Raw genomic sequence first — 24279 nt, 5'->3', positions numbered from 1 at the left:
AGGAATGCCATGTGGACCCATGTATCGAGCATAGAAACCAGCGCATCGCCGGCGGAGGTGTGGGCTAAGTTCGCGGACGTCGTCGGCTGGAAGCGCTGGAACGCCGGCATCGTCAGCATCGAGCTGCACGGCCCCTTCGCCGAAGGCACGCGCTTCACGATGCAGGTGCCGGGCGGCGACACCTTCGTCAGCACCTTGCGGGCGGTGCGCGAGAACGAGGAGTTCACCGACGAAACCGTCATCGACGACAACCGCGTGCTGGTGTTCCACCGCATCGAAGCCTTGCCGTCCGGCGGCAGCCGCATCAGCTACCGCACCGAGATCACGGGGCCGCAGGAAGCCGAGTTCGGCCCGATGGTGGTGGGCGACTTCCCCGACGTGCTGGCCGCGCTGAAGCGCCACCTGGAAATCCCCGCCGCCGAGGAGCGCCTGCGGCTGGCGATGCAGGCCTCGGACGTGCAGGCGCTGGACCGGATCCTGGCGGACGATCTGCTGTTCACCAACCACATGGGCCAGATCGTCAGCAAGCCGCAGGACCTGGAGCTGCACCGCTCCGGCACGATGCGCTTCCGCAGCGTCGAGACGGTCGATTTGCAGGTGCTGGGCAACGCCGCGCTGCCGATGACGTCGATCTGCGTCAAGCTCGACGGCATCTACGGCGGACAGGACTTCGAAGCCCTGCTGCGCTTCACCCGCATCTGGCGGCAGGCGGACGACGGCCAGTGGCAACTGGTCGTCGTCCACAGCAGTCCGGTGCATTAACTTGCAGAGTTAAGGCCGCCTGTTGTTTTTCGTTCGCGTGAAAAGTATCGGTTGATTTTTCGACCCAACGATGTCAGATTGTATAAATTGACAAATACGCACGGAGCGCGAAATGAAATTTCTGCCTGTCGCCGGTTTGTGCTTGTCGGTGTTGCTGGCCTGTCCCGCCGGCGCCGACGAGACCTGCAATTCCCCCTACATGGCCAACCTGATCAAGGGCCAGGAAGACTACGTCCATGTCTGGACGCTGGGCATCAAGGGCATCGGCGACGGCCGGGACAAGCTCGTCACCATCGACGTCAACCCGGCCTCGCCCAGGTACGGCAAGGTGATCAACAAGCTGTCGGTGCAAGGGCACGGCGACGCGCACCACTTCGGCTTCACCGAGGACCGCAAATACCTGTGGGCCGGCCGTCTGGAGGACAGCAAGATTTTCGTGTTCGATGTCGGCACCGATCCGGCCCATCCCAAGCTGGTCAAGACCATCGACAACGTGGCCGCCAAGACCGGCTTCGTCGGCCCGCACACCTTCTACGCGCTGCCGGGCCGGATGCTGGTCGGCTTCCTGTCCAACCCGCGCGACAAGGGCGGCGCCACCGGCATGGCGGTGTACAACAACAAGGGCGACGTGGTCGCCAGCTATCCCAACCCGACCGGCAAGATCGGCGACGTGCAGGGCGACGGCTACGGCTACGACGTGGCGATCAACCCCGCCCGCAACGCCATGCTCACGTCCAGCTTCACCGGCTACGACAACTACCGCACCGACCTGGACAAGCTGATCAAGGATCCGGCGGCCATGCAAAAATTCGGCAACACCATGGTGCTGTGGGACTTCAAGGCCATGCAGCCGCTGCAGATATTCAGCACGCCGGGCGCGCCGCTGGAGGTGCGCTGGTCGCAGGCGCCCGGCGACAACTGGGCGATCACGGCCACCGCGCTGACCTCCAAGCTGTGGCTGGTCCGGCCCGAAGCCAACGGCCGCTGGCAGGCGCGCGACGTCGGGCCGATCGGCGATCCGGCCACCACGCCGCTGCCGGTCGACATGTCGATCACGGCCGATGGCAAGGGCTTGTGGGTCAACACCTTCATGGACGGCAAGACGCGGCTGTTCGACCTGAGCAATCCGGAAGCGCCGCGCCAGGTCTATGAGAAGGTCACCGGCAAGCACGTCAACATGGTCAGCCAGAGCTGGGACGGCAAGCGCCTGTACATCACCACCAGCCTGCTGGAACACTGGGACTTGGGCAACGACGACCACTTCATCAAGCTCTACCACTGGGACGGCCACGAGCTGAGCCAACAATGGAAGATCGATTTCTACAAGGAGAAACTGGGCCGTCCGCACCACATGAAGTTCAGCGCGAAGCCGGCCGCCAATGTGGCGTCATTGCATTGACCGCTGGCCGCTGTTGCCGGTCCTGCTCCTGTTCCTGCTGCTGAGCGGAACGGAGACAGCGCCGCTGGCGGGCGCGGCGCCACAGCCGGTGCCCGCGCCATCGCGGCTGATCGTGCCGGCGGCGGGCAGCTACCGCCTGCCGGTGATACAGCCCGGTCCGCGCGGCATGGTGCTCGACAGCGACGGCCGCGACATGCCGTTGGAACGCTACACCACCGGCCGCGTCACGCTGCTCAGTTTCATGTACACCTATTGCACCGACGCGACCGCGTGCCCGGCGCTGTTCTCCACGTTGAACGCCTTGCGCGAACGGCTGCTCAACGCGCCCGCGCTGGCGCATCGCGTGCGGTTGGTCAGCATGTCGTTCGACCCGGTCAACGATACGCCCGAGGCCATGAAGAACTACGGCGGCGAGCTCGCGCAGCCCAGCCAGTCGCTGCGCTGGCATTTCCTGACATCGCGTTCGGTGGAACGCCTGCAGCCCATCCTCGATGAGCTGGGGCAGAGCACCTCGGTCCAGCTCGACAAGCAGGGCAGGCCGACGCGCCTCTACTACCACCAGGTCAAGCTGTTCCTGTTCGACCAGCGGGGGCGGGTGCGCGAGATCTACAGTCCGGCCTTCCTGCAGCCGGAGCTGATCTACCGCGACATCCAGACCCTGCTGCTTGAGGCCGACACGACGCAAACCCACGCCGCCGTGCCGGACCGGCTACTGCAACGCTAACGGCGCGCTGGCTTAGTAAGCGTAGCTGACGTAGACCGCGCCGGTGGGGCTGGTCTTGCGCTGGGTCAGCGGGCTGCGCGACGCGTCGCGCAGCAGGTGGTTGGCGCCCAGCATCGAGGTTACGCTCCATTTCTGGTCGATCTTGTGCTGCCAGGTCAGCATCAGGTTGGCCTCGTACAGGCCGGACTTGGCCTGGTAGGCCTTGAACTGCGATGCGGCCGCCTGCTTGGCCGTCACACCGTAGTAGGTCTGCGCATATTTGTTGTCGGCGAAGCCCGCCGTCGCGCCCAGCGAAACATGGTCGTTGGGCGCGTCGAGCAGCTGGGCCGTCACGCCGGCGCGGTAGGTCTTGCCGTTCTCGCGCTGCGACAGCGGGATTTCCGCGCCGACGTTGAACTCCAGCATGGACAGCGGCTTGTAGCCCAGGCGCAGGTTGGCGGTGGCGCTGCCCTTGATGTCGCCCATGCCTTTCAGGTCCGCGCTGCCGGTGTTGCCGAAGATGCCCTTCTCGTTCTTTTCCTTGCGCTCGCCGCGGTAGCCCAATGCCGCGCTGTAGGTCAGCGGGGCGGCCTCGCCGCCGTAGCCGATGCCGCGCAGGGTGCTGGCGAAGAAGCCGCTGGCGTGGCTGTAGTCCAGCACCACCACCGGCGCCACGGTGTTCTGCTTGGAGCCGGAGTAGCGCGCGCCGGCCGCCACGCCACCGCCTAGGGTGAACTGGCTGTCGTCGGCCGCCAAGGCCAGGGAGGGGAGCAGCAGGCAAGCCGCCGCAGCGGAGATCAGGCGTAAATTCATGGTCTAGTCCATTCAGAAGTAGCACCGGCGCCACGATGGCCCGGTCGACTGCATGCAGTATGGACAACCGCCATGAAGGCAATCTGAGCCTTTGATGAAGAAAACATGAAGACGGCATCTTTAGCTCATCTTCAGATTCGGATGGTCTAATATCGCTCATGAAAATCCTGTTGATAGAAGACGACCTCGACCTGGGCAACGGCGTGCGCATCGCGCTGTCGGAGCAGGGCATGGAGGTGGTGTGGGTGCGCACCCTGGACGACGCCACGCGCAGCCTGGCGCGCGACGGCTGCGACCTGGTGCTGCTCGACCTGGGCCTGCCCGACGGCGACGGCCTGACCCTGCTGGGCCAGCTGCGCCGCCACCGCGTGCCGGGCGACAGCGGCGGCCTGCCGGTGCTGATCCTGAGCGCGCGCGATACGCTGGACGACCGCCTGTCCGGCCTGGACGGCGGCGCCGACGACTACCTGGTCAAGCCTTTCGTGCTGGCCGAGTTGCTGTCGCGGGTGCGCGCGCTGGCGCGGCGCAGCTACGGTTTCGACGGCGAGACCGTCGAGGTGCGCGGCCTGGTGCTGCACGCGCCCACCCGCCGCGTCAGCGTGGCCGGCCGCACGGTGGAGCTGACGGCCAGCGAATATTCGCTGCTCAAGATGCTGATGATGCGCACCGACCGCGTGCTGACCCGGCGCGTGCTGGAGGAGCAGACCCTGCCCGGCAGCCAGACCAACGCCAGCAACACGCTCGACGTCCACATGGCCAACCTGCGGCGCAAGATCGGCGAAGGCTATATCCGCACCGTGCGCGGCATCGGCTACGTGATCGACCTGCAGGCGCCGGGCGGTGCCGCGTGAACTGGCTGCGGCGCGCGTGGCGCGTGGTGGCCGAGCCGACCCTGGTGCGGCGGCTGATGCTGGTGCAGGTGGCGCTGGTGCTGGTGATGTGGGGCGGCGTGATCGCCATCATCGTCCACAACGGCGGCGACAGTTCCGGCTATCTGAAGTCGAGCAGGAACTTCGAGGCGGTCATCAGCGTGGCCGACAACCTGGCCGGCCAGCCGGCGCGCCAGCGGCAGAGCCTGGCCGTCATCGACAGCGCGCTGCGTGATGATTTCGAATCCAGCGACCTGGGCGAAATCGGGCCGCTCCTGCTGGTCTGGCAGGGCGGCCGGCTGGTCTACCACTCCAAGGGCGCGCCGCCGGACCTGCGCGGCAGCGGCACGGACCAGATGGAAACCCTGTACATCGGCGACAAACGCTACCGCGCCCGCACCGTGCGCTCGCCCACCACGGATACGCAGGTGATGATGGCGGGCCCGGTCGGCGTGCTGAATGTGTTCGTCACGATCAATTCGCGCGGCTACTTTCTGCTGCCGCTGGTGATCAGTTTGCCGCTGCTGCCCCTGCCGGCGTGGTGGTCGATCCGGGTCGCCATGCGGCCGTGGCGGCGGGTGGCGCAGGAGGTGGCCGCGCGCGGCCCGCAGGACTTGACGCCGCTGACGTTCCGGCCGCCGCACCGTGAGCTGGCGGCGATGGTCGACAGTGTCAACGCCTTGCTGCTGCGGGTCAGCCAGAGCGCGCTGCGCGAACGCAGCTTCATCGCCGACGCCGCGCACGAGTTGCGCACGCCGCTGGCGGCCATGCGCGTCAACGCGGAAGCCTTGCAGGGCCAAGCCAACGGCCCGGTGCAGCGCGAGCTGTTGAACGGCATCCTCAGCAGCGGCAATCGCGCCGGCCGGCTGGTGGGGCAGCTGCTGCAACTGATGCGCAGCGACGCCACCGGCAGCGAGCCGCACGCGCCGCTGGCGCTGGACGCCTTGCTGCAGGACCGGCTGGCGGCGCTGTCGGGGCTGGCCTCGCGCAACGGCGTGGAGCTGGAGCTGGCTGCGACCGAGCCGGTGCGCATCATGGGGCAGCGCGAGAGCCTGGTGTCGCTGGTGGACAATCTGGTGGAGAACGCGATCAAGTACAGCCCGCCGCATGGCGTGGTGCGGGTGGGCCTGGCCTGCGCGGCGGGGCGGGCCGTGCTGACGGTGGAGGACCAGGGGCCGGGCATCGCGCCCGAGCTGCGCGAGCGCGTGTTCGACCGCTTCTTCCGCGATCCGCAGCAGACCAAGAGCGGTAGCGGCCTGGGCCTGTCGATCGCCGCCTCGGCGGCGGCCAGCCATGGCGGGACCATCGAACTGAGCGACGCACAGGGCGGCGGCCTGCTGGCCACCGTCCTGCTGCCGCTTGACGTGGTCAGGCCAGCGCCGCCCGGCCCAGCGCCGGGTCGTCGGTGAAGAAGCCGTCCATGCCGGTGGCGATGTAGCGCTTGATCTCGGCGATCGAGCCGGCCTCGTTGCGCGCGGCGTCGCCCGCGTTGTTGCGGAAATCCGCCGCCAGGAAATGGTTCTCCGGCCGGAAGGTCCACGGCTCCACCCGCAGGCCGGCCTTGTGCGCGTCGTCCACCAGCGAGCTAGGCTGGTCCAGGCTGCCGTCCTTCTTCAGCGGGATCAGCGAGCGCGTCGGCGGCGCCACCACGTCGGCGTACTGCGCGATGTCGCGCAGGCCGGCCGGCGTGCACATCTGCGCGAAGGTCAGCGTGCCGCCGGCCTTGGCCACGTCCATCGGCCGCACGTTCTCGCCGATCACCAGCTGCATCAGGCGCAGGTTGGCGCGCTGGCCCAGCTTGCCGCGCATGTATTTCAGGTTGGCCACCTCGAACGACTGGATCTCGACCGGATTGCGGCGCGTGTAGTCGTGCGCGGCCAGGATGGACAGGAAGCGGTCCTCCAGCGGCAGGCCGACGCTGGCGAAGTAGGTCGAGTGCTTGAGCTCCGGCACCAGGCCGATGATGCGCCCGCGCGCCGCCGCCTCGGCCGCCGTGAAGTCGATGATCTCCTCGAACGTCAGCACCTGGAACATGCCGTTGTACTGCACGCTGCCGGGACGGAACTGCGGCAGGCGCTCCACCGCGCGCAGCGTCTTGAGCTCGGCCAGCGTGAAGTCGTCGACGAACCAGCCCTCGTGGGTTTCGCCGTCGATGGTCTTGCGCGTCTTGCGGCTGGCGAATTCGGGATGGTTGGCGACGTCGGTGGTCTCGCTGAGGAAGGCTTCATGGCGCGCGACCAGCACGCCGTCCTTGGTGCTGCATAGGTCCGGCTCGATGTAGTCGGCGCCGTCGGCGATGGCCTTGGCGTACGAGCCCAGCGTGTGTTCGGGACGCAGCGCGCTGGCGCCGCGGTGGCCGAACACCAGCGGCGTCTTCGGCCCCGCGCCGCCCGCGCCGACGCCCGGCATGCCGGACAGGTCCGGCGTAGCCGCCGCCAGCACCGAGCCCGGCAGGATTAACGAAGCGCCGGCGGTCGCCGCCGCCGCTTGAATGAAGCCGCGCCGCGACAGGCGCTTGGGCAAATAAAGATTGTTCATCAGAAGTCAGCCATCAAAGTCAGGAAGCCCTGACGCGGTGCGATCGGGTAGGTATTGTACGTCCCGCTGGCCGCGCCGACCACCACGTTCAGGCTGCCGTCGCGATTGGCCAGGTTGCTGACGTTGAGGCGGTAGCGCGCGTTCTTGATCCAGCTGTTGTTGAGCATCGGCAGCTTGCCCGACACGCCCAGGCTCATCAGGAAGTAGCTCGGCACGTCCAGGTCATTGGTGTAGGTGGCGTAGCGCTTGCCGACGTAGTCGCCGATCAGCTGGAACTCGGTGTCGGCCACGGTCATCGTGGCGACGAACTTGTTCATCCACTCGGGGCTGCCCGGCACCGACTTGCCGGAGGTCGGCACCACGTCCTTGCCGTTGTTGTAGTTGTCCGAGTAGGTCGAGCGGTTGAACGACAGCGCGTCGTAGAACGAGAACATGCGGCCGAAGTGCAGCGTGCCGGAGAGGTCGATGCCGTCGGTCTTGACGCCGCCGACGTTGGCCAGCACCGGATTGCCGCCGATGATGGAGGTGATCACCGGCGTCGGGCTGATGGTCAGCAGGCGGTCCTTGAAGTCCACGTGGTACAGGTTGACCTGGCCGTCGATGGCCTTGAGCGGGCCGAGGTCCAGCTGGTGGCTGGTGCGCAGGCCCAGTTCGTAGGTGATCGAGGTTTCAGGCTTGGCGCTGCTCTTGAACAGGTCGAACGCGGCCTGGCTCGCCAGGCTCCACGGCGAGGCGCCGCCACCGCCGTAGGTGACGAACTGGCGCATATTCTTCTGCACGTTGACGAACATCTGGTCCTGCGGCGTGATGTCCCAGCGCGCGCCCAGCTGCGGCAGGAACCATTTCTTGGTGATGATCTCGCCCACCGGCAGCGCCAGCGAGCCGTTGGCGATGGCGCCCTTGGCCGGCTGCACCGGGAACTGGCCGTCGGCGAACTGCAGGCTGGACTTGAAGCCGGCCTGCAGCGCCAGGTCGTTGCGCACGCGCCATTCGTCCTGCACGTGGATCTGCGCGACCTTGTTGTCGATCTCGCTGCCGTACTGGGTGATCAGCGGATTGCTGGGACGATCGTACGGCGAGCTTGGATGGTTCACGTCCAGCGCGTACCAGCGGCGGTAGGCCGACGAGCGGTTATGCTCCAGCCACAGGCCGCCCTGCAGCTTGTGGTTGCCGAACTCGCTGGTCAGGGTCGACAGCCAGCCGTTGCGGTTGATCGCATATTCGGTGGTGCGGGTGGCGTAGCCGGAGTTGCCGAACACCTGCTTGAGGTTCTGGCCGGGGAAGTAGACCGCGAACAGGCCGGGCAGGCCGGCCACGCCGATCGGGCCGGCCACCACGCCGACGCCGTCGTCGTTGTGGTAGTAGACCTGGTTGGACCAGGTGGTCGAATCGTTGATGTTCAGGTCGTACTTGGCGTAGGTCAGGTAATCCTTGCGCTGGGCGTCGCTGTAGTAGTTGCGGTAGTTGTTGCCATCGGCCGGAGGCGTGGCGCCGGTGGGCGACAGGTAGGCCAGCGCGGCCTGGAAGTCCGGGTAGGTGAACGGACGGGTGTAGGGCTGGAACTTCTCGCTGGCCGAGCGCACGGTGGCGTCCTCGTTCGGTTCGATCTTGTCCGAATAGTTGAAGTACAAGGTCAGCTTGCCGGCGTTGCCCTGGTTGATGTACTTGGCGTTGATCTGGTCGCCGCCCTGGCGGCCGTTGAAGTCCCAGGCCTTCTGCTCGTGATGGATGGCCGAAATGTAGGCGCTGTTGCCGTTGCCGAAATCGCCCGTGTCGTAGCGCAGGAAGGTGCGCGAGGTGCTGTGGCTGCCGACGGTCTGCTGCACGGCCAGGTTGCGGCTGCGCTGCGGATCGCTGGAGAAAGTCTCGATGGTGCCGCCCAGGTTGCTGGTGGAGGCGGTCGACAGATCGCCCGCGCCGGACGACAGGATCACGCTGCCGACGTTCTCGCTGATGACGGCGCGCTGCGGCGACAGGCCGTTGTAGTTGCCGTACTGCTGGTCGCCGAGCGGCACGCCGTCCATGGTGTAGCCCAGCTGCTGGCCGCTGAAGCCGTGCACGAACAGCGACAGGTTTTGTTCATTGTTGCCCCAAGGGTCGGCGGTCTGGAAGCTCACGCCCGGCAGGGTTTCGAGCGCCTTCAGGGGATTAATCCCTGGCAGGATCTTCTGCATATCGCCCTTGGTCAGCGCGACCGAGGAGCGGGTCTTGCGGGTGGCGATTTCGATCGTGGCGACCGGTGCGGCGGCGGCCGCTTCGGCTTCCGTGGCGTGACCGGCGGCCGCGGCGGGCGCATCGGCGGCCATGTCGGCAACGGCGGCGGCGACATTGGCGGCCATCGCCAGCATAGGGAAGCTCAGCGCGGCGAAGCACACTGCGGATAATTTCTTGTTCATGATCAGCCTTGGATACCAGTTGGAGGAAATGTAAACTTTGCGCATGATAGGCACCGAGTGTTACCGGGTGATGACGCCGTGCGCTACACTGCTGGCTGGAAATAACGAGAGGATCGCGATGCGCAAACTTTGGATGCTGGCGCTGGCCCTGCCATTGGCCGGCTGCTACACGGTGAATCAGGCGGGGCTGGGCAACTTCATCACGCAGACGGTACAGCCGGGCATGCCGCTGGAGCAGGCGCTGGTACGCATGCGCGCCGAAGGCTTCTACTGCAACACCAGCACGGCCGGCACGGTAACGATCTGCACCCGCAACCAGGAGCGCCTGCTGCGCGGCTCGTGCGTGGAGCGGGTCGACCTGGTGCGCAGCGCCACCTCGACGCAAACGCTGGGCAAGATCGACGTCATGGAAACCCGTTGCGCAAAACTATGATGGGGTCAAGTCTGACATTCGGACACGGCCTCTGCCGTAGCTGGCGGGTGCCTGCATGACCTCGCCCGTACAGATCGCGCAGATGACCACCGGTCGCCTGCTGCTCAAACGCCCGGCCGCCGGCGATGGCGTCAGGATGCTGGCGTATCGCGAAAGGAACCGCGCCCATCTGGAACCGTGGGAGCCCAAGCGCACCGGCCAGTTCTACACCTTGCAAGCGGTTGAGGAACAGCTCGGCCGGATGGAGCGGCTGATCGAGGAAAGGTCGGCGCTGTTCTGGCTGCTGCAATTTCCCGACAGCGAGGAAGTGGTCGGCGAGTGCGGCTTCACCAATATCGTGCGGGGACCGTTTCAGGCGTGCCACCTGGGCTTCTCGCTGGACAGCCGGCACACGGGCAAGGGCCTGATGCACGAGGCGCTGGCGGCGTCGATCGCATACACGTTCGAAGCGCACGGCCTGCATCGCATCATGGCCAACTATCAGCCCTCCAACACCGACAGCGAGAAACTGCTGCGCCGCCTGGGTTTCGAGCGCGAGGGCCTGGCCAGAAAGTACCTGAAGATAAACGGACGTTGGGCCGACCATGTGCTCACGTCCCTGATTAACCCTGTGGAAGCAAAAGATGATTGATTATTGGGATATCGCGGGCCGGCTCGTGATCGCGCTGCTGTTCGGCTGCATCATCGGCATCGAACGCAATCTGCACGGCAAGCCCACCGGCATGAACACGCTGGGCCTGGTCGCGATGGGCGCGGCGCTTGTGACGATGGCCAGCATGGAGTTCTCACCGCTCGACGGCGCGTACAGCCACGATGCCCTGAGCCGCGCGATCCAGGGCGTAGTGACGGGCATCGGATTTCTTGGGGCCGGTGTGATCGTGTTGAACAACCAGTCATCGAAAGTGAAGGGGCTGACGACGGCCGCGTCGATCTGGATGACGGCGGGCATCGGCATCGTCTGCGGCATGGGCGCGTGGCGCATCGCCGGCATCGGCCTGGGTCTGGTGCTGCTGCTGTTCCTGGTCGGCCATCCGCTGGAGCGCATGCTGCACCGGCGCTGGCTGGGCAAGAGCGAGAACGAGCGGGCTGAAATCAATCTGCACGACGAATAGAAAAAGTGTATCCAAAAATGAAAAAGAAACTTCTCGTTTGTTCCATGCTTTTCCTGGGAGCGTTCCTCACCACCGCCGGCGCGGCGGACTGGTATGCGCCGCAAGAGCCTTTCCGCGTGTATGGCAGCACCTACTACGTCGGCACGGGCGGCATAAGCGCTGTTCTGATCACGTCGCCGTCGGGGCACATCCTGGTCGATGCCGGCGGCCCCGAGGCGGGCGCCCAGGTCGTGGCGCATATCCGCAAGCTGGGCTTCCGGGTCGAAGACATCCGCTACATCCTGAATTCGCACGCCCACCAGGATCATGCCGGCGCCATCGCGGACTTGCAGAAGCTGAGCGGCGCGACGGTGCTGGCCAGCCCGGCCGCCGTCCAGGTGCTCGCAAGCGGCCAGCCGGACCGGGGCGATGCGCAATATCCGAACCTGACGCCCATGGCTTCACTCGCGCCCACGCGCGCGGTGCGTGACGGCGAAATCATCCACCTCGGACCGCTGGCCGTGACCGCGCACTTCACACCGGGACACACCAAGGGCGGAACCAGCTGGGCTTGGAAAGTCGAAGAAAAAGGACGGATCGCGAACGTGGTGTTTGCCGACAGCCTGACCGCGCTGGCCGCCGAAGGACTGCGTTTCAGCGGCAATCCGCTTTACCCGCAGGCGCAGGCCGATGTCGAGCGCTCGTTCGCCACCGTCGAAGCGCTGCCCTGCGACATCCTCGTCTCCGCGCATCCGGAAGCCGGCGGCCTGTGGGAACGCAAGGCTAAACAGGCGGAGCTCGGCGATGCCGCCTTCATCGACACCAAGGCCTGCCGCAACTACGCGGCCAAGGCGCGCGCGACTCTTGCCGAGACGCTCAGTGCCGAGGCGGCGCTCGGCAAGGCCAGCGCACACGCGAGCAGCGCGAGCGCGGAGCAATAAAAAAACGCGCCGGACTTGAACGTCGGGCGCGTTTCTCTGTATGGCGAAGGCGAGGACTTAGTGCTTCACTTCGCCCGCCGGGATCAGCGCCTCGACCGGCGCGTCGGTGGCGAACAGCTGCGCGCAGTCGACCTTGTCGTAGTCGTAGCGCTGGCCGCAGAAGTCGCAGTTGACGCCGACGTGGCCTTGCTCTTCCAGCACGCTGTCGACCTCGGCGCGGCCCAGCATCTTCAGCATGTTGCCGACCTTCTCGCGCGTGCAGGTGCAGTGGAAGGCCGGATGCAGCGGGTCGAACACGCGGATGGTCTCTTCCCAGAACAGGCGCTGCATCAGCACGTCGATGGTGGTCGACAGCAGTTCCTCTTCCTTCAAGGTCGAGCCGAGGATCACGGCGCGGTTCCAGGTTTCCAGCGCTTCGTCCTCGGTCAGCGGCGCCGCTTCGGTCTTGCCGCCGTTGTAGGGCAGCTTCTGCAGCAGCAGGCCGCGCGAGACGTTGTCGTCCGCCGCCAGCCACAGCTTGGTGTCCAGCTGTTCCGAACGCAGCATATAGTTTTCAATCACGGTGCCGACATCGTCGCCGTCCAGCGGCACGATGCCCTGGTACGGCTGCTGGCCCGGCATCTTGTCGGCCGGATCGAGCGTGATGATGAAGCGGCCCTTGCCGTGCGCGTTCAGCAGCGACGGCAGCTTGGCGTCGTCGGCGATCACGGCTTCGGGATCGATCTTGGCGGTGGCGCGCAGATGCAGCTCGGCGTCGCACTCGACCACCAGCAGGCGCACCGGACCGTCGCCATGGATCTGCATGATGATCGAACCGTTGAACTTCAGGTTGGCCGACAGCAGCGCGGCGGCGGCCACCATCTCGCCCAGCAGCTTCTTGACCGGGGCAGGGTAGGCGTGGCGCGACAGCACCTCGCGCCAGGTGGCGGAAATGTCGATGAACTCGCCACGCACGGCGGCGTTGTCGAAGATGAATTTCTGCAGGGTGTCCTGGCCGATGATGGGGGTAATGCTCATGTGTTATCCGATCTTTTTGAGTTGCGTCTTGAACAGTTGGCCGCGCTTGACGTAGCTGTCGGCGCTGGCGAGCAGGCGCGCGGCGTCCTCGTCGGTCAGCGCGCGCACGGCCTTGGCCGGCGAGCCGATGATCAACGAGTTGTCCGGGAATTCCTTGCCCTCGGTGACCAGCGCGCCGGCGCCGACCAGGCAGCCCTTGCCGATCTTCGCGCCGTTGAGGATCACGGCCTGGATGCCGATCAGGGCGCCGTCGCCGATGGTGCAGCCGTGCAGCATGGCCTGGTGGCCGATGGTGACGTTCTTGCCCACGGTGAGCGGATAGCCCATGTCGGTGTGCATGACCGTGCCTTCCTGTACATTGCTGTTTTCGCCGATGGTGATGCGTTCGTTATCGCCGCGCAGCGTCGCACCGAACCAGACCGAAGTGTTGGCGTGCAGGCTGACTTTGCCGATCACTGTGGCAGTGTCGGCAACAAATGACGATGCATCGATCTCGGGCGCATGTTCGCCCAGTTGATATATAGACATTGGAAACCTTAGGTTGAGTGCTGAATACAGCGCTGATGAGCGGTGGGATGGCGCTATTTTACGCTTGAGCGGCTATCGAACGGTCGTGCTATTATTTTACTTCATCGCCAGCAAGCAACCGATATTGCGCCGGCTCACGTAATTTCAAGGACCACCCATGACCTTCACTTCGTCCCGCTCCGAGTTCCTGACCATCCGCGGCCTGCGCTGCCACGTGCGCCACTGGGGGCGGGAGGGCGCCCCCAAGATCTTCATGCTGCACGGCTGGATGGACGTGGGCGCCTCGTTCCAGTTCGTGGTGGACGCCCTGAAAGGGGACTGGCACGTGATCGCGCCGGACTGGCGCGGCTTCGGCCTGTCGCAGCGCTGCGGCACCGACACCTACTGGTTCCCCGACTACCTGGCCGACCTCGACGCCATCCTGCGCCACTACTCGCCGGATCAGGCGGTCAACCTGCTGGGCCACAGCATGGGCGGCAACGTGGTCGGCATCTACGCCGGCGCGCGGCCGGAGCGTGTCCGCAAGCTGATCAACCTGGAGGGCGGCGGCCTGCGCTCCAGCAAGCCGGAGCAGGCGCCCGGCCGCTACGCCAAGTGGATGGACGCGCTGCTGGAGCAGCCCGAGCTGCGCAACTATCCGACGCAGGCCGCCGTCGCCGCACGGCTGCAAAAGACCAATCCGCGCCTGAGCGACGAGCGCGCCGCCTTCCTGGCGCAGCACTGGTCGGCGCAGAACGACGCAGGAGAGTGGGAGATCCTCGGAGATCCCGCCCATAAGCAGCCGGGCCCGCTGCCTTACCACGTCGAGGACATCATGGCGTGCTGGAGCGCGATCAGCGCGCCGGTGCTGTGGGTCGAGGCGGACCAGACCAATATGTGGACCTGGATGGGCGGCGAGCTGGAAGGGCGTGCCGAGCTGGTGCGCCGCCTCGGCTTTTTGCGCGACGTTGAATGCAAGGTGCTGGCCGATGCGGGCCACATGCTGCATCACGACCAGCCGGAGGAACTGGCGCACCTGATCGAGGCCTTCCTGGCGCGCTAGAACGAAACGCTTGCCAAGGCCTGGCGCTTTTGGCATGATTGAACGCATGAACTCCCATCCGACCATCCAGCCAACCCGCCGCCACGTCGCTACCGACGCTGGTGCCGCCGCGTTGGCCGGTCGGAGCCTGTCCGCCGTCTCCATTATTCGAATTATTCAGGGTCGCTGAGCTGCGGCTGCGCCGGTGCTCGGCGCCCCCAGCCTCCACGCGGCCATGCCGCATTCCCTCGAATATTCTATGGAGCTGCACCATGACACCATCCTATCCCTCGCTGGCCGAAGTCCGCGACACCGCCCGCCGCCTGCAAGGCAAAATCCTTGAGACGCCCGTGTGGCGCTGGCAGACCGGCGTGGCCGAAGAACAGTTCGCCGGCGGCGAGGTCTGGCTCAAGCTGGAACTGTTCCAGAAGACCGGCACCTTCAAGCTGCGCGGCGCCCTCAACTGCATCGAAGCGCTGGATGAGGCGGCGCGGCGGCGCGGCATCGTCGCCGTCAGCGCCGGCAACCACGCGATCGCCGCAGCCTACGCCGCGCGGCTGGCCGGGTGCGGCGCCAAGGTGGTGATGCCACAGCACGCCAGCCCGGCCCGCATTGCCGCCTGCCGCGAATGGGGCGCCGAAGTGCTGCTGATGCCCGACGTACACCAGGCTTTCGCGCGCGGCCGCGAGATCGAGCGCGACGAAATGCGCACCATGCTGCATCCGTACGAAGGGCCGCTGACGGCGCAAGGCACGGCGACGGTCGGCCTGGAGCTGATGGCGCAGGTGCCGCAACTGGACGCGGTGGTGGTGCCGGTGGGAGGCGGCGGCCTGTGTGCGGGCATCGCCGCCGCCGTCAAGCAGATCAATCCGGCCTGCGCGGTGTATGGCGCGGAACCGTTCGGCGCCGACGCGCTGTACCGCAGCTTCGCCTCGGGCCGGCCGGAGGCCCTGGAGCGGGTGGACACCGTGGCCGACAGCCTGGGTGCGCCGTACGCGATGCCCTACAGCTTCGGCGTGTGCCGCCGCTTCGTCGACGAGGTGGTGCGGGTGACAGACGACGAGATCTGCCTGGCGATGCTGAACCTGTTCCGCGATGCCAAGCTGGTGGCCGAGCCGGCCGCTGCGGTGGCGACCGCCGCGCTGTTCGGGCCGCTGCGCGAGCGGCTGGCGGGCAAGCGCGTGGGCCTGCTGGTGTGCGGTTCGAACATCGATCCGGTGCGCTTCGCCGAGCTGCTGGCGCGCGGCGCGCGCATTCGCGGCACGGCCATGGATGGACTTTGCTCAGGCAGCGTACAATGAAGCCTTCATTGCCGTAATTATTGAGCCATATGTTGAAAGTCGATCTGCACTGCCATTCCAACGTTTCCGACGGCGTCCTCGCGCCGGCCGCCGTGGCGCAGCACGCGCGCAAGGCGGGGGTGGACGTGTGGGCGCTGACCGACCACGACGAAGTGGGCGGCATCCCCGCCGCCCGCGCCGCCGCGCAGGAGCAGGGCATGCGTTTCGTCACCGGGGTCGAGATATCGATCACCTGGGCCAACGAAACCGTGCACATCGTCGGCCTGCAGATCGATGAGAACAACGCCGGGCTGGTCAACGGCCTGGCCTGCACCCGCTCCGGCCGCGACAACCGTGGCCGCGAGATCGCCAACCAGCTGGCCAAGGTCGGCATCGAGGGCGCCTATGAAGGCGCGCTCAAGTACGTCGGCAATCCCGACCTGATGTCGCGCACGCACTTTGCGCGCTATCTGGTGGAGATCGGCGTGTGCGCCAATATTCCCGAAGTGTTCAAGAAATATCTGTCCGAAGGCAAGCCGGGCTACGTGCCGCATTGCTGGGCCAGCCTGGCCGACTCGGTCAACTGGATACGCGGCGCGGGTGGCATCGCCGTGATCGCCCATCCGGGCCGCTACAGGTTCAGCCAGCTGGCGCAAGGGCAGCTGTTCGACGAGTTCAAGCAGCTGGGCGGCGCGGCCATCGAGGTAGTCACCGGCAGCCATACGCCGGAGCAGTACCCGATCTACGCGCAGCTGGCCAACAGCTATGGCTTCCTGGCCTCGCGCGGCACCGACTTCCACGCGCCGGGCGAATCCCGCGTCGATTTCGCGCTGCTGCCGCCTCTGCCGGCCAACGTCACCCCGGTCTGGCACGACTGGTTCTGAACGGTTAATTACCGCGCCGATTACCGGCGCCTTGTAATAGCTTGTATCTTGAATTCGCGTTTGCACGGTCATACCTTATTATTTGGGCAAATTACTGTCCGTACCGGAGACCTCCAATGAAACGCATCGTCCTGTTTATCGCCACCAACCTCGCCGTGATGCTGGTGCTGTCCGTCGTGCTGTCGCTGCTGGGCATCGGCCGTCCGGGATCGGGCAACACGCTGCAGCTGGGCAGCCTGCTGGCGTTCTCGCTGGTGGTTGGCTTTACCGGCGCGATCTTTTCCCTGCTGATCAGCAAGCCGATGGCCAAGTGGTCTACCGGCGCCCGCGTGATCGCCACGCCGTCGTCCTCGACCGAGCTGTGGCTGGTCAACACGGTCAAGGCGCTGTCCGAGCGCGCCGGCATCGCCATGCCGGAAGTGGCGGTCTACGACGGCGAACCGAACGCCTTCGCCACCGGCGCCTTCAAGAATTCGGCGCTGGTGGCGGTCTCCACCGGCCTGCTGGCGAACATGAACCGCGACGAGGTGGAGGCCGTGCTGGGCCACGAAGTCGCCCACATCGCCAACGGCGACATGGTGACCATGACCCTGATCCAGGGCGTGGTCAACACCTTCGTGGTGTTCCTGGCGCGGGTGGTGGGCTTCTTCGTCGACAACGTGCTGCTGAAGAATAACGACAACGAACGGCGCGGCCCCGGCATCGGCTACATGGTGACGGTGTTTGTGTGCGAGATCATCTTCGGCCTGGCCGCCTCGCTGATCGTGGCCTGGTTCTCGCGCCAGCGCGAATTCCGCGCCGACGCCGGTTCCGCCAGGCTGCTGGGCAGCAGCGTGCCGATGCAGCACGCGCTGGCGCGCCTGAACGGCATGGAGCCGGGTGCCTTGCCGCAGTCGATCGCGGCGGCCGGCATCACCGCCGCCGGTGGCTGGACCGCGCTGTTTTCCACCCATCCCCCTTTCGAGCAGCGTATTGCCGCCTTGCGTAGCGTACAATCTCAACCGTGATTAACAGCGGCCGGGACCATGCACCGGCAGCGCCCATATGAGTCAATTTTTCCAGGTCCATCCCGTCAATCCGCAGCCGCGCCTGATCAAGCAGGCGGCGCAGATCGTGCACGACGGCGGCATCGTCGCCGTGCCGACGGATTCCTGTTACGCCCTGGTCTGCCATCTGGACGACAAGGCGGCGGTCGAGCGCCTGCGGCGCATTCGCGGCATCGATGAAAAGCACCACCTGACCCTGCTGTGCCGCGACCTGAGCGAGATCGGCGTCTACGCGCGGGTCGACAACCGCCAGTTCCGCCTGCTCAAGGCGGCTACGCCGGGGCCGTTCACCTTCATCCTGGAAGCGACCAAGTGCGTGCCGCGCCGGCTCAGCCATCCGTCGCGCAAGACCATCGGCCTGCGGGTGCCGGAGGACGCCATCGTCCACGCGCTGCTGGAGGAGTTGCAACAACCGCTGCTGGGCACCACCCTGATCATGCCGGGCGAGACCGACGCGCTGAACGACGCCGACGCCATCTGCGAGCGGCTGGGCAAGCAGATCGAGCTGGTCATCGACGGTGGCGCCTGCAGTCTGGAGCCGACCACGGTGATCGACCTCAGCGGTTCGGGCGCCGAGCTGGTGCGCCAGGGCAGGGGCGACGCGGCCATGTTCGGCCTGTAAGCCTGGCCTAAGCCTGGGCTGTCACTGTCAGGCTTTTAACTGGGCAAGCGCGCCGGCCCTCGACGGCGCAGCAAGAGCACGCTCCGGCCTCTGGTAAAATCCCCTCATGAACGAAACCGATAGTATTGTCCAGACCATCGCGGTCTACCTGATCCCTGTTCTTTTTGCAATTTCCCTGCATGAAGCCGCACACGGATACGTCGCCCGTTATTTCGGCGACCCCACCGCAGCCAACGAAGGCCGCCTGAGTCTCAATCCGCTGCGCCACATCGATCCGTTCGGCACGGTGATCCTGCCGTTGATCCTGAGCCTGCTGCACCTGCCCGCGCTCGGCTACGCCAAGCCGGTTCCGGTCGACTACGGCCGCCTGCGCAATCCGAAAAAGCAGATGGCCCTGGTGGCGGCGGCCGGCCCGGCGGCCAACTTCGCCATGGGCCTGGGCTGGATGGCGCTGTGGGTGGTGCTGACCTATGCGCTGGGCATCCCGCAGGACGACTTCTTCATCGAGATGAGCAAGGCCGGCATTGGCGTCAACTCGGCCATGTGCGTCTTCAACCTGATTCCGCTGCCACCGCTGGATGGCGGCCGTATCGTCACCGGCATCCTGCCGCAGGCGCTGGCGCGCAAGTACGCGCAAATCGAACGTTATGGCGTGTACGTGTTCATCGGCCTGATCCTGATGATGCAGTTCGGTATGCTGACCGGTTTCCTGATTGGCGGCATGCATATTTTGCAGAGCATGTTCCATGTGCTGTTGTATCCCCTTATTTTCCTTCTGAGCTGAGCGACTATGTATCCCGATCGTGTTGTATCCGGCATGCGCCCGACTGGCTCCATGCACCTGGGCCACTACCACGGCGCCTTGAAGAACTGGATCAAGATGCAGTCCGAGCTGCCGTGCCTGTTCTTCGTGGCCGACTGGCACGCGCTGACCACACACTACGACGACCCGACCATCATCGAGCGCAGCACCTGGGACATGCTGGTCGACTGGCTGGCCGCCGGCGTCGACCCGTCGCAGTCCACGCTGTTCATCCAGTCCCGCGTGCCCGAGCATGCCGAGCTGCACCTGCTGCTGTCGATGGCCACGCCGCTCGGCTGGCTGGAGCGCGTGCCGACCTACAAGGACCAGATCGAAAACCTGTCCAACAAGGACCTGGCCACCTACGGCTTCCTCGGCTACCCGCTGCTGCAGGCGGCCGACGTGCTGATCTACCGCGCCAGCCAGGTGCCGGTGGGCGACGACCAGGTGCCGCACATCGAGATGATGCGCGAAATCGCGCGGCGCTTTAACCACCTGTACGGCAAGGAAAAAGGCTTCGAGGAAAAGGCGCAGGACGCCGTCAAGAAGCTGGGCAGCAAGCGCGCCAAGCTCTACAACGAACTGCGCACCGAATACCAGCAGGATGGCAAGGAAGAGGCGCTGGAGCAGGCCAAGGCCATGCTGGACGACGCCCAGAGCCTGTCGATGGGCGACCGAGAGCGCCTGTTCGGCTACCTGGAAGGCAGCCGCAAGCTGATCCTGGTCGAGCCGCAGGCCCGCCTGACGGCCGCGTCGCGCCTGCCGGGCCTGGACGGCCGCAAGATGTCCAAGAGCTACGGCAATTCCATCGCCTTGCGCGAGGACAAGGCCACGGTGGAAAAGAAGATCCGCACCATGCCGACCGACCCGGCCCGCGTGCGCCGCACCGACGCCGGCGATCCGGCCCGCTGCCCGGTCTGGCAATTCCATCAGGTGTATTCCGACAACGCGACCCAGGAATGGGTGGTAAAAGGATGTAAATCCGCCGGCATCGGCTGCATCGAGTGCAAACAGCCGGTAATCGACGCCATCATCAAGGAACAGGAGCCCATGCACGAGCGCGCCCAGCAGTATCTGGACGACCCGTCGCTGGTGCGCGCCATCGTCGCCGACGGCAACGACGCGGCCCGCAAGATGGCGCTGGAAACCATGCGCGACGTGCGCGAAGCCATGGGGCTGGCGTACTCATGAGCGACGTCGTCTCCCCCTGGGTGCAACGCTACGCCCCGCTGATCCCGGGCGGCGAAGTGCTGGACCTCGCCTGCGGCAGCGGACGCCATGCGCGTCACCTGGCCTCGCTGGGCCACGCCGTCGTCGCGGTGGACCGCGATCCCGAGGCGCTGGCCGCCGCGGCCGGGCCTGAAATCACCACCACCGCCATCGACCTGGAGGAGGCGGGCGCCGTCTGGCCCTTCGGTCCGGAGCGATTCGCCGGCATCGTGGTCACAAACTACCTGCATCGGCCGCTAACTGCGGACATGCTGGCCAGCCTGGCGCCGAACGGCGTGCTGATCTACGAAACCTTCGCGGATGGCAACGCACAGTTCGGCAAGCCGTCGAACCCGGCCTTTTTGCTGCAGGCCGGCGAACTGCTGGACTGGGCGCGCAACCACGGCTTGCGCGTGGTGGCCTTCGAGGACGGCGTCATCGACACGCCAAAAGCTGCCATGGTGCAACGTCTATGCGCCGTGAAGCCTGATTTCCCGCGTGTGGCGGCGCTTTTACCGCCATTTTGAGGGCCGATTTGTCGCCCTGAATGCACCATATGGGCAGGCTATCGTCTACAATCGTTGTTTTATACTTTATGCAGGCAGTGGTTACCTATGATTAAGGGCAGCATAGTAGCAATCGTCACCCCGATGAACGCAGACGGCAGTCTGGACTTCGAGGGTCTGAATCAGCTGATCGACTGGCACATCGCCGAAGGTACGGACAGCATCGTCATCGCCGGCACCACCGGCGAATCGGCCACCGTGAGCGTGGAAGAGCACTGCGCGCTGATCAAGGCGACGGTTGCCCACGCCAAGGGCCGCATCCCCATCATCGCCGGCGCCGGCGCCAACTCGACCGCCGAGGCGATCAAGCTGACCCGCTTCGCCAAGGAAGCCGGTGCGGACGCCACGCTGCAAGTGGTTCCCTACTACAACCGTCCTACCCAGGAAGGCATGTACCAGCACTTCAAGGCCATCGCCGAGGCGGTGGACCTGCCGGTCATCCTGTACAACGTGCCGGGCCGCACCGTTGCCGACATGAGCAACGAGACCATCCTGCGCCTGGCAAAAATCCCGAACATCGTCGGCGTCAAGGACGCGACCGGCAACATCGGCCGCGGCTACGACCTGCTGCGCCTGGCGCCGAAATCGTTCGCCGTTTACTCCGGCGACGACCCGACCGCGATGGCCCTGATGCTGGCCGGCGGCGCCGGCAACATCTCCGTCACCGCCAACGTCGCCCCGCGCGACATGGCCGACATGTGCGAAGCGGCGATCGCCGGCAACCTCGCCAAGGCTGTCGAGCTGAACAATAAAATGTTCCCGCTGCACCAGAAACTGTTCATCGAGCCGAATCCGGTGCCGGTCAAATGGGCGCTGGCGGAAATGGGCAAAATGCCAGCCGGCATCCGCCTGCCGCTGGTGCCGCTGGCGGCCGAATGCCACGACGCGGTACGCGCGGCCCTGCGAGAAGCCGGCGTACTGTAAAAACCTTAGCCACAAGCCCCGACTTCGGTTCGGATCATCCCTGATTTGCTGCTTTTCAGCTTCTTAAACAGTAACGACATGACTATTCGCAAGACAGCTTCTATTTCCTCGCAGCGCGCCGTTGTAGTCGGCGCATTGATGGCCAGTTTGACCGGTTGCGGCATGATCAGCTCCGTGGTCGGCAACGATAAGGTGGACTACAAGTCCGCCAAGAAGGCCAGCACGCTGGACGTGCCGCCGGATCTGACGCAATTGCAGAAAGATAACCGCTACTCGCTGCCGGACTCGAACAACGGCATCGCCACCGCCTCGGGCTACAACGCCTCCAAGGGCATCGTCACCGGCCCGGCCGCCATCATGCCGGGCACGCCGGCCGCCGGTACCGTGGTGCCGACCAGCATCAACGACATCAAGGTCGAGCGCGACGGCAACCAGCGCTGGCTGGTGATCAAGCAGACGCCTGAGCAACTGTGGCCGCAGCTGAAGCAATTCTGGGAAGATTCGGGTTTCGTGCTGGCCAAGGAAAACGCCACCGCCGGTACCATGGAAACCGAATGGAACGAAAACCGCGCGAAGATTCCGCAGGATTTCATCCGCAACACCATCGGCAAGGTGTTTGACTCGGTCTATTCCAGCGGCGAGCGCGACAAGTTCCGCACCCGCATCGAACGCCGCGCCGACGGCGCCAGCGAGATCTACATCAGCCATCGCGGTGCCCAGGAAGTGGTCACCGGCGCCCAAAAGGAATCGACCACCTGGATGCCGCGTCCCAACGATCCGGGCCTGGAAGCTGAATTCCTGGCGCGCCTGATGACCAAGCTGGGCAACGGCTCGGAAGTGGCGCAAGCCAAGTCCGCCGTCGATACCGCGATTGTGCAGCCGCAGCATGCGTCGCTGGTGGGCGCGGGCGCCGACCGCGCCGTGCAGGTGGACGAGGGCTTCGACCGCGCTTGGCGCCGTGTGGGCCTGGCGCTGGACCGCGCCGGTTTCACGGTCGAAGACCGCGACCGCACCCAGGGCACCTACTTTGTCCGCTACGTCGACGACGCCGCCGAAACCAAGGGCTTCTTCGGCAAGCTGTTCAGCTGGGGTTCTTCGTCGGAAGCCGATAAGGAAGCGCAGCGCTACCGCATTTCGGTGAAAGCCGGCGCGGGCAATAGCAGCACCGTTACCGTGTTGAGCAATGCCGGCAAAGCGGAAGCCACCCCGGTCGCCGAAAAGATCCTGACCCTGCTGCACGAGCAATTGAAATAAGTTAATCGGGCAATAAAAAACCCGCCAGCTTGAACGCGCTTAAGATCGCGTTCGGGCTGGCGGGTTTTTTTATATCCGCATCCAAATGGAACTTTCCCCTTGGATGCAAAAGCATCAGGCGTAAAAAAACCGGCCCGAAGGCCGGCTTTTCCGCAAGCTGATTACTTCGAAGCAGCAGGAGCAGCAGCAGCCGAAGCGGCTGGAGCAGCAGCAGCGTCCGAAGCGGCAGGAGCAGCAGCAGCTGGAGCAGCAGCGTCAGCAGCTGGAGCAGGTGCTGGAGCAGCAGCAGGAGCAGCGGCTTCTGGAGCAGCTACTGGAGCTGGAGCAGCAGGAGCTTCTTCTTTTTTCGAGCAAGCAGCCAGAGCAACAGCCAGCAGGGAAACGATCAGCAGGGATTTTTTCATGGGGTTTTCCTTAATTAATTCAAAATTAAACACAATTGTTGCGATTAATAATTACCGGTAATTATCGCTCATTAGGTCGTCTTCGAAGGCTTTCGTACCGGAAATGGTGCCTGCCAGACAACGGAAACTTCCTAACCGAATATTATAGCGATTTTTAGTGCGTCGCAATAGGAGAAACAGCCGTTTCCACAACTATTTTGCGATATCGCAACTTTTCCGTTTCGACTCTACTTTAGCAGATTCGCCACAGAATACCAGTGTTCGCATCGAACACCGGCATTTTACCTTGAACTGGATCATAATCCAGTTGAGTTTGCGAACAAACCGGGCGTTGATTCTAACCAAATCGTAATAAAACGGTCACCACTGGTTTGGGTATCTTCCGGCCCGTCAAAAACTGCTTCGCCACGGAAATGATTCGCGTGAAATCGCCGCACGATATGGCGCTCGTCGGCGATGCAGAAAGAGTCCGTCAACTGGCGCAATTGCTGGCTGGTGCGGCGCACCTCCACCAGATGGCTGTAATCCTTGATCAAGCGCAGAAAGCGCGGCGCGTCGCGCTCGATGTGATGGCCGTCGTGCCCGGCCAGTTGCAGCTGGCCGCCATTGTGCAGGAATCGGCGCAGCAGGGCGTCGGTGGCGCTGCTGCCCAGCTCCCAGATGGCGAAATCCGGGTCGAACAGCGTCAGCGTGCGCTCGGCGCGGGTGAAGCAGCTGGCCAGGTGCTCAAGAAATTCCGCCCTGGTGGTGAATGGAAAACTCTGCCTGTCCATGCCG

26 protein-coding genes are annotated in these 24279 nt (G+C 65.1%); 19 read left to right on the top strand and 7 right to left on the bottom strand.

Features of this window, described 5'->3' with window-relative positions; genetic code table 11:
• Nucleotides 1–9: 9 nt before the first annotated feature.
• The 3 genes from HUX88_RS32495 to HUX88_RS20605 all read left to right on the top strand — a co-directional run bounded on the left by HUX88_RS32495 (nt 10) and on the right by HUX88_RS20605 (nt 2885).
• A complete protein-coding gene (locus HUX88_RS32495) occupies nt 10–762 on the top strand; it encodes a DUF4440 domain-containing protein (RefSeq protein WP_176362965.1) in 753 nt (250 codons plus the stop codon).
• 112 nt (nt 763–874) lie between these two features.
• On the top strand, nt 875–2161 hold the full coding sequence (locus tag HUX88_RS20610; RefSeq protein WP_176362964.1) for a selenium-binding protein SBP56-related protein: 1287 nt from the start codon (nt 875–877) through the stop codon (nt 2159–2161).
• A gap of 13 nt (nt 2162–2174) precedes the next feature.
• Nucleotides 2175–2885: an SCO family protein gene (locus HUX88_RS20605; RefSeq protein WP_229219436.1), complete on the top strand. Its 711-nt coding sequence runs from the start codon at nt 2175–2177 to the stop codon at nt 2883–2885.
• 12 nt (nt 2886–2897) lie between these two features.
• Here HUX88_RS20605 and HUX88_RS20600 read toward each other — a convergent pair whose 3' ends face one another.
• A complete protein-coding gene (locus HUX88_RS20600) occupies nt 2898–3677 on the bottom strand; it encodes a MipA/OmpV family protein (RefSeq protein ID WP_176362962.1) in 780 nt (259 codons plus the stop codon).
• Between the two features lie 158 nt (nt 3678–3835).
• Here HUX88_RS20600 and HUX88_RS20595 point away from each other — a divergent pair, with 158 nt between their 5' ends.
• Both HUX88_RS20595 and HUX88_RS20590 read left to right on the top strand, forming a co-directional pair.
• Complete coding sequence (locus HUX88_RS20595; RefSeq protein ID WP_176362961.1) at nt 3836–4528, top strand: response regulator; 693 nt, start codon at nt 3836–3838, stop codon at nt 4526–4528.
• On the top strand, nt 4525–5955 hold the full coding sequence (locus HUX88_RS20590; RefSeq protein WP_373886819.1) for an ATP-binding protein: 1431 nt from the start codon (nt 4525–4527) through the stop codon (nt 5953–5955). The genes HUX88_RS20595 and HUX88_RS20590 overlap by 4 nt, the downstream gene beginning before the upstream one ends.
• Here the strand turns inward: HUX88_RS20590 and HUX88_RS20585 are convergent.
• Both HUX88_RS20585 and HUX88_RS20580 read right to left on the bottom strand, forming a co-directional pair.
• Complete coding sequence (locus tag HUX88_RS20585) at nt 5915–7084, bottom strand: glycerophosphodiester phosphodiesterase (protein ID WP_176362960.1); 1170 nt, start codon at nt 7082–7084, stop codon at nt 5915–5917. The genes HUX88_RS20590 and HUX88_RS20585 overlap by 41 nt on opposite strands.
• Nucleotides 7084–9480, bottom strand: a complete 2397-nt coding sequence (locus tag HUX88_RS20580) for a TonB-dependent receptor (RefSeq protein WP_176362959.1) — start codon at nt 9478–9480, stop codon at nt 7084–7086. Before HUX88_RS20580 ends, HUX88_RS20585 begins: the two co-directional genes overlap by 1 nt.
• Nucleotides 9481–9598: 118 nt before the next feature.
• Here HUX88_RS20580 and HUX88_RS20575 point away from each other — a divergent pair, with 118 nt between their 5' ends.
• From HUX88_RS20575 to bla, 4 genes are read left to right on the top strand one after another with little or no spacing between them, the layout of a single operon-like run.
• Nucleotides 9599–9913 carry a hypothetical protein gene (locus tag HUX88_RS20575; protein ID WP_117014807.1) on the top strand — a complete coding sequence of 105 codons (315 nt, stop codon included), beginning with the start codon at nt 9599–9601 and terminating at the stop codon, nt 9911–9913.
• Nucleotides 9914–9968: 55 nt separating this feature from the next.
• Nucleotides 9969–10544: a GNAT family N-acetyltransferase gene (locus HUX88_RS20570; protein WP_176362958.1), complete on the top strand. Its 576-nt coding sequence runs from the start codon at nt 9969–9971 to the stop codon at nt 10542–10544.
• Nucleotides 10537–11025 carry an MgtC/SapB family protein gene (locus HUX88_RS20565; RefSeq protein WP_176362957.1) on the top strand — a complete coding sequence of 163 codons (489 nt, stop codon included), beginning with the start codon at nt 10537–10539 and terminating at the stop codon, nt 11023–11025. The genes HUX88_RS20570 and HUX88_RS20565 overlap by 8 nt, the downstream gene beginning before the upstream one ends.
• Nucleotides 11026–11042: 17 nt before the next feature.
• Nucleotides 11043–11945, top strand: coding sequence for a subclass B3 metallo-beta-lactamase (bla, locus tag HUX88_RS20560; protein WP_176362956.1), 903 nt, complete (start codon nt 11043–11045; stop codon nt 11943–11945).
• 57 nt (nt 11946–12002) lie between these two features.
• On the opposite strand, the gene hslO is transcribed toward bla, so the two are convergent.
• Both hslO and HUX88_RS20550 read right to left on the bottom strand, forming a co-directional pair.
• Nucleotides 12003–12962, bottom strand: coding sequence for an Hsp33 family molecular chaperone HslO (gene hslO, locus HUX88_RS20555; RefSeq protein ID WP_117014812.1), 960 nt, complete (start codon nt 12960–12962; stop codon nt 12003–12005).
• 3 nt (nt 12963–12965) lie between these two features.
• A complete protein-coding gene (locus HUX88_RS20550; protein ID WP_176362955.1) occupies nt 12966–13490 on the bottom strand; it encodes a gamma carbonic anhydrase family protein in 525 nt (174 codons plus the stop codon).
• A gap of 157 nt (nt 13491–13647) precedes the next feature.
• Between HUX88_RS20550 and HUX88_RS20545 the strand changes: the two genes are divergently transcribed.
• The 10 genes from HUX88_RS20545 to bamC all read left to right on the top strand — a co-directional run bounded on the left by HUX88_RS20545 (nt 13648) and on the right by bamC (nt 23098).
• Nucleotides 13648–14532: an alpha/beta fold hydrolase gene (locus tag HUX88_RS20545; RefSeq protein ID WP_176362954.1), complete on the top strand. Its 885-nt coding sequence runs from the start codon at nt 13648–13650 to the stop codon at nt 14530–14532.
• Nucleotides 14533–14783: 251 nt separating this feature from the next.
• Nucleotides 14784–15812: a threonine/serine dehydratase gene (locus HUX88_RS20540; protein WP_176362953.1), complete on the top strand. Its 1029-nt coding sequence runs from the start codon at nt 14784–14786 to the stop codon at nt 15810–15812.
• A 29-nt stretch (nt 15813–15841) separates the two neighbouring features.
• Nucleotides 15842–16675, top strand: coding sequence for a 3',5'-nucleoside bisphosphate phosphatase (locus HUX88_RS20535; RefSeq protein ID WP_117014818.1), 834 nt, complete (start codon nt 15842–15844; stop codon nt 16673–16675).
• Nucleotides 16676–16791: 116 nt separating this feature from the next.
• Nucleotides 16792–17682, top strand: a complete 891-nt coding sequence (htpX, locus tag HUX88_RS20530; RefSeq protein ID WP_176362952.1) for a protease HtpX — start codon at nt 16792–16794, stop codon at nt 17680–17682.
• 37 nt (nt 17683–17719) lie between these two features.
• Complete coding sequence (locus HUX88_RS20525) at nt 17720–18343, top strand: L-threonylcarbamoyladenylate synthase (RefSeq protein WP_117014820.1); 624 nt, start codon at nt 17720–17722, stop codon at nt 18341–18343.
• 106 nt (nt 18344–18449) lie between these two features.
• Nucleotides 18450–19127 (top strand): site-2 protease family protein, encoded by a 678-nt coding sequence (locus HUX88_RS20520; RefSeq protein ID WP_117014822.1) that lies wholly within the window; start codon nt 18450–18452, stop codon nt 19125–19127.
• 6 nt (nt 19128–19133) lie between these two features.
• Nucleotides 19134–20336: a tryptophan--tRNA ligase gene (locus tag HUX88_RS20515; RefSeq protein ID WP_176362951.1), complete on the top strand. Its 1203-nt coding sequence runs from the start codon at nt 19134–19136 to the stop codon at nt 20334–20336.
• On the top strand, nt 20333–20881 hold the full coding sequence (locus HUX88_RS20510; RefSeq protein ID WP_117014826.1) for a bifunctional 2-polyprenyl-6-hydroxyphenol methylase/3-demethylubiquinol 3-O-methyltransferase UbiG: 549 nt from the start codon (nt 20333–20335) through the stop codon (nt 20879–20881). Before HUX88_RS20515 ends, HUX88_RS20510 begins: the two co-directional genes overlap by 4 nt.
• 87 nt (nt 20882–20968) lie before the next feature.
• Entirely contained in the window at nt 20969–21844 is an 876-nt protein-coding gene (gene dapA / locus HUX88_RS20505; protein ID WP_117014828.1) for a 4-hydroxy-tetrahydrodipicolinate synthase, read from the top strand.
• A 138-nt stretch (nt 21845–21982) separates the two neighbouring features.
• On the top strand, nt 21983–23098 hold the full coding sequence (bamC, locus tag HUX88_RS20500; protein ID WP_176362950.1) for an outer membrane protein assembly factor BamC: 1116 nt from the start codon (nt 21983–21985) through the stop codon (nt 23096–23098).
• A 161-nt stretch (nt 23099–23259) separates the two neighbouring features.
• On the opposite strand, the gene HUX88_RS33295 is transcribed toward bamC, so the two are convergent.
• Together HUX88_RS33295 and HUX88_RS20490 are read right to left on the bottom strand one after the other, a co-directional pair.
• Nucleotides 23260–23502, bottom strand: coding sequence for a hypothetical protein (locus HUX88_RS33295; protein ID WP_116990225.1), 243 nt, complete (start codon nt 23500–23502; stop codon nt 23260–23262).
• 296 nt (nt 23503–23798) lie between these two features.
• On the bottom strand, nt 23799–24275 hold the full coding sequence (locus HUX88_RS20490; RefSeq protein WP_176362949.1) for a hypothetical protein: 477 nt from the start codon (nt 24273–24275) through the stop codon (nt 23799–23801).
• Between the last annotated feature and the right edge of the window lie 4 nt (nt 24276–24279).

Origin of the sequence: Duganella sp. BJB1802, assembly GCF_013369445.1 — a bacterium.
Taxonomy (GTDB): domain Bacteria; phylum Pseudomonadota; class Gammaproteobacteria; order Burkholderiales; family Burkholderiaceae_D; genus Rugamonas; species Rugamonas vulcania_A.
This window is presented reverse-complemented; position numbering and strand designations above follow the sequence as displayed.

Coding starts and splice junctions, on each gene's coding strand:
- HUX88_RS32495 (WP_176362965.1), top strand. CDS start 10: ATGTGGACCCATGTATCGAGCATAGAAACCAGCGCATCGCCGGCGGAG.
- HUX88_RS20610 (WP_176362964.1), top strand. CDS start 875: ATGAAATTTCTGCCTGTCGCCGGTTTGTGCTTGTCGGTGTTGCTGGCC.
- HUX88_RS20600 (WP_176362962.1), bottom strand. CDS start 3,677: ATGAATTTACGCCTGATCTCCGCTGCGGCGGCTTGCCTGCTGCTCCCC.
- HUX88_RS20595 (WP_176362961.1), top strand. CDS start 3,836: ATGAAAATCCTGTTGATAGAAGACGACCTCGACCTGGGCAACGGCGTG.
- HUX88_RS20585 (WP_176362960.1), bottom strand. CDS start 7,084: ATGAACAATCTTTATTTGCCCAAGCGCCTGTCGCGGCGCGGCTTCATT.
- HUX88_RS20580 (WP_176362959.1), bottom strand. CDS start 9,480: ATGAACAAGAAATTATCCGCAGTGTGCTTCGCCGCGCTGAGCTTCCCT.
- HUX88_RS20575 (WP_117014807.1), top strand. CDS start 9,599: ATGCGCAAACTTTGGATGCTGGCGCTGGCCCTGCCATTGGCCGGCTGC.
- HUX88_RS20570 (WP_176362958.1), top strand. CDS start 9,969: ATGACCTCGCCCGTACAGATCGCGCAGATGACCACCGGTCGCCTGCTG.
- HUX88_RS20565 (WP_176362957.1), top strand. CDS start 10,537: ATGATTGATTATTGGGATATCGCGGGCCGGCTCGTGATCGCGCTGCTG.
- bla (WP_176362956.1), top strand. CDS start 11,043: ATGAAAAAGAAACTTCTCGTTTGTTCCATGCTTTTCCTGGGAGCGTTC.
- hslO (WP_117014812.1), bottom strand. CDS start 12,962: ATGAGCATTACCCCCATCATCGGCCAGGACACCCTGCAGAAATTCATC.
- HUX88_RS20550 (WP_176362955.1), bottom strand. CDS start 13,490: ATGTCTATATATCAACTGGGCGAACATGCGCCCGAGATCGATGCATCG.
- HUX88_RS20545 (WP_176362954.1), top strand. CDS start 13,648: ATGACCTTCACTTCGTCCCGCTCCGAGTTCCTGACCATCCGCGGCCTG.
- HUX88_RS20540 (WP_176362953.1), top strand. CDS start 14,784: ATGACACCATCCTATCCCTCGCTGGCCGAAGTCCGCGACACCGCCCGC.
- HUX88_RS20535 (WP_117014818.1), top strand. CDS start 15,842: ATGTTGAAAGTCGATCTGCACTGCCATTCCAACGTTTCCGACGGCGTC.
- htpX (WP_176362952.1), top strand. CDS start 16,792: ATGAAACGCATCGTCCTGTTTATCGCCACCAACCTCGCCGTGATGCTG.
- HUX88_RS20525 (WP_117014820.1), top strand. CDS start 17,720: ATGAGTCAATTTTTCCAGGTCCATCCCGTCAATCCGCAGCCGCGCCTG.
- HUX88_RS20520 (WP_117014822.1), top strand. CDS start 18,450: ATGAACGAAACCGATAGTATTGTCCAGACCATCGCGGTCTACCTGATC.
- HUX88_RS20515 (WP_176362951.1), top strand. CDS start 19,134: ATGTATCCCGATCGTGTTGTATCCGGCATGCGCCCGACTGGCTCCATG.
- HUX88_RS20510 (WP_117014826.1), top strand. CDS start 20,333: ATGAGCGACGTCGTCTCCCCCTGGGTGCAACGCTACGCCCCGCTGATC.
- dapA (WP_117014828.1), top strand. CDS start 20,969: ATGATTAAGGGCAGCATAGTAGCAATCGTCACCCCGATGAACGCAGAC.
- bamC (WP_176362950.1), top strand. CDS start 21,983: ATGGCCAGTTTGACCGGTTGCGGCATGATCAGCTCCGTGGTCGGCAAC.
- HUX88_RS33295 (WP_116990225.1), bottom strand. CDS start 23,502: ATGAAAAAATCCCTGCTGATCGTTTCCCTGCTGGCTGTTGCTCTGGCT.
- HUX88_RS20490 (WP_176362949.1), bottom strand. CDS start 24,275: ATGGACAGGCAGAGTTTTCCATTCACCACCAGGGCGGAATTTCTTGAG.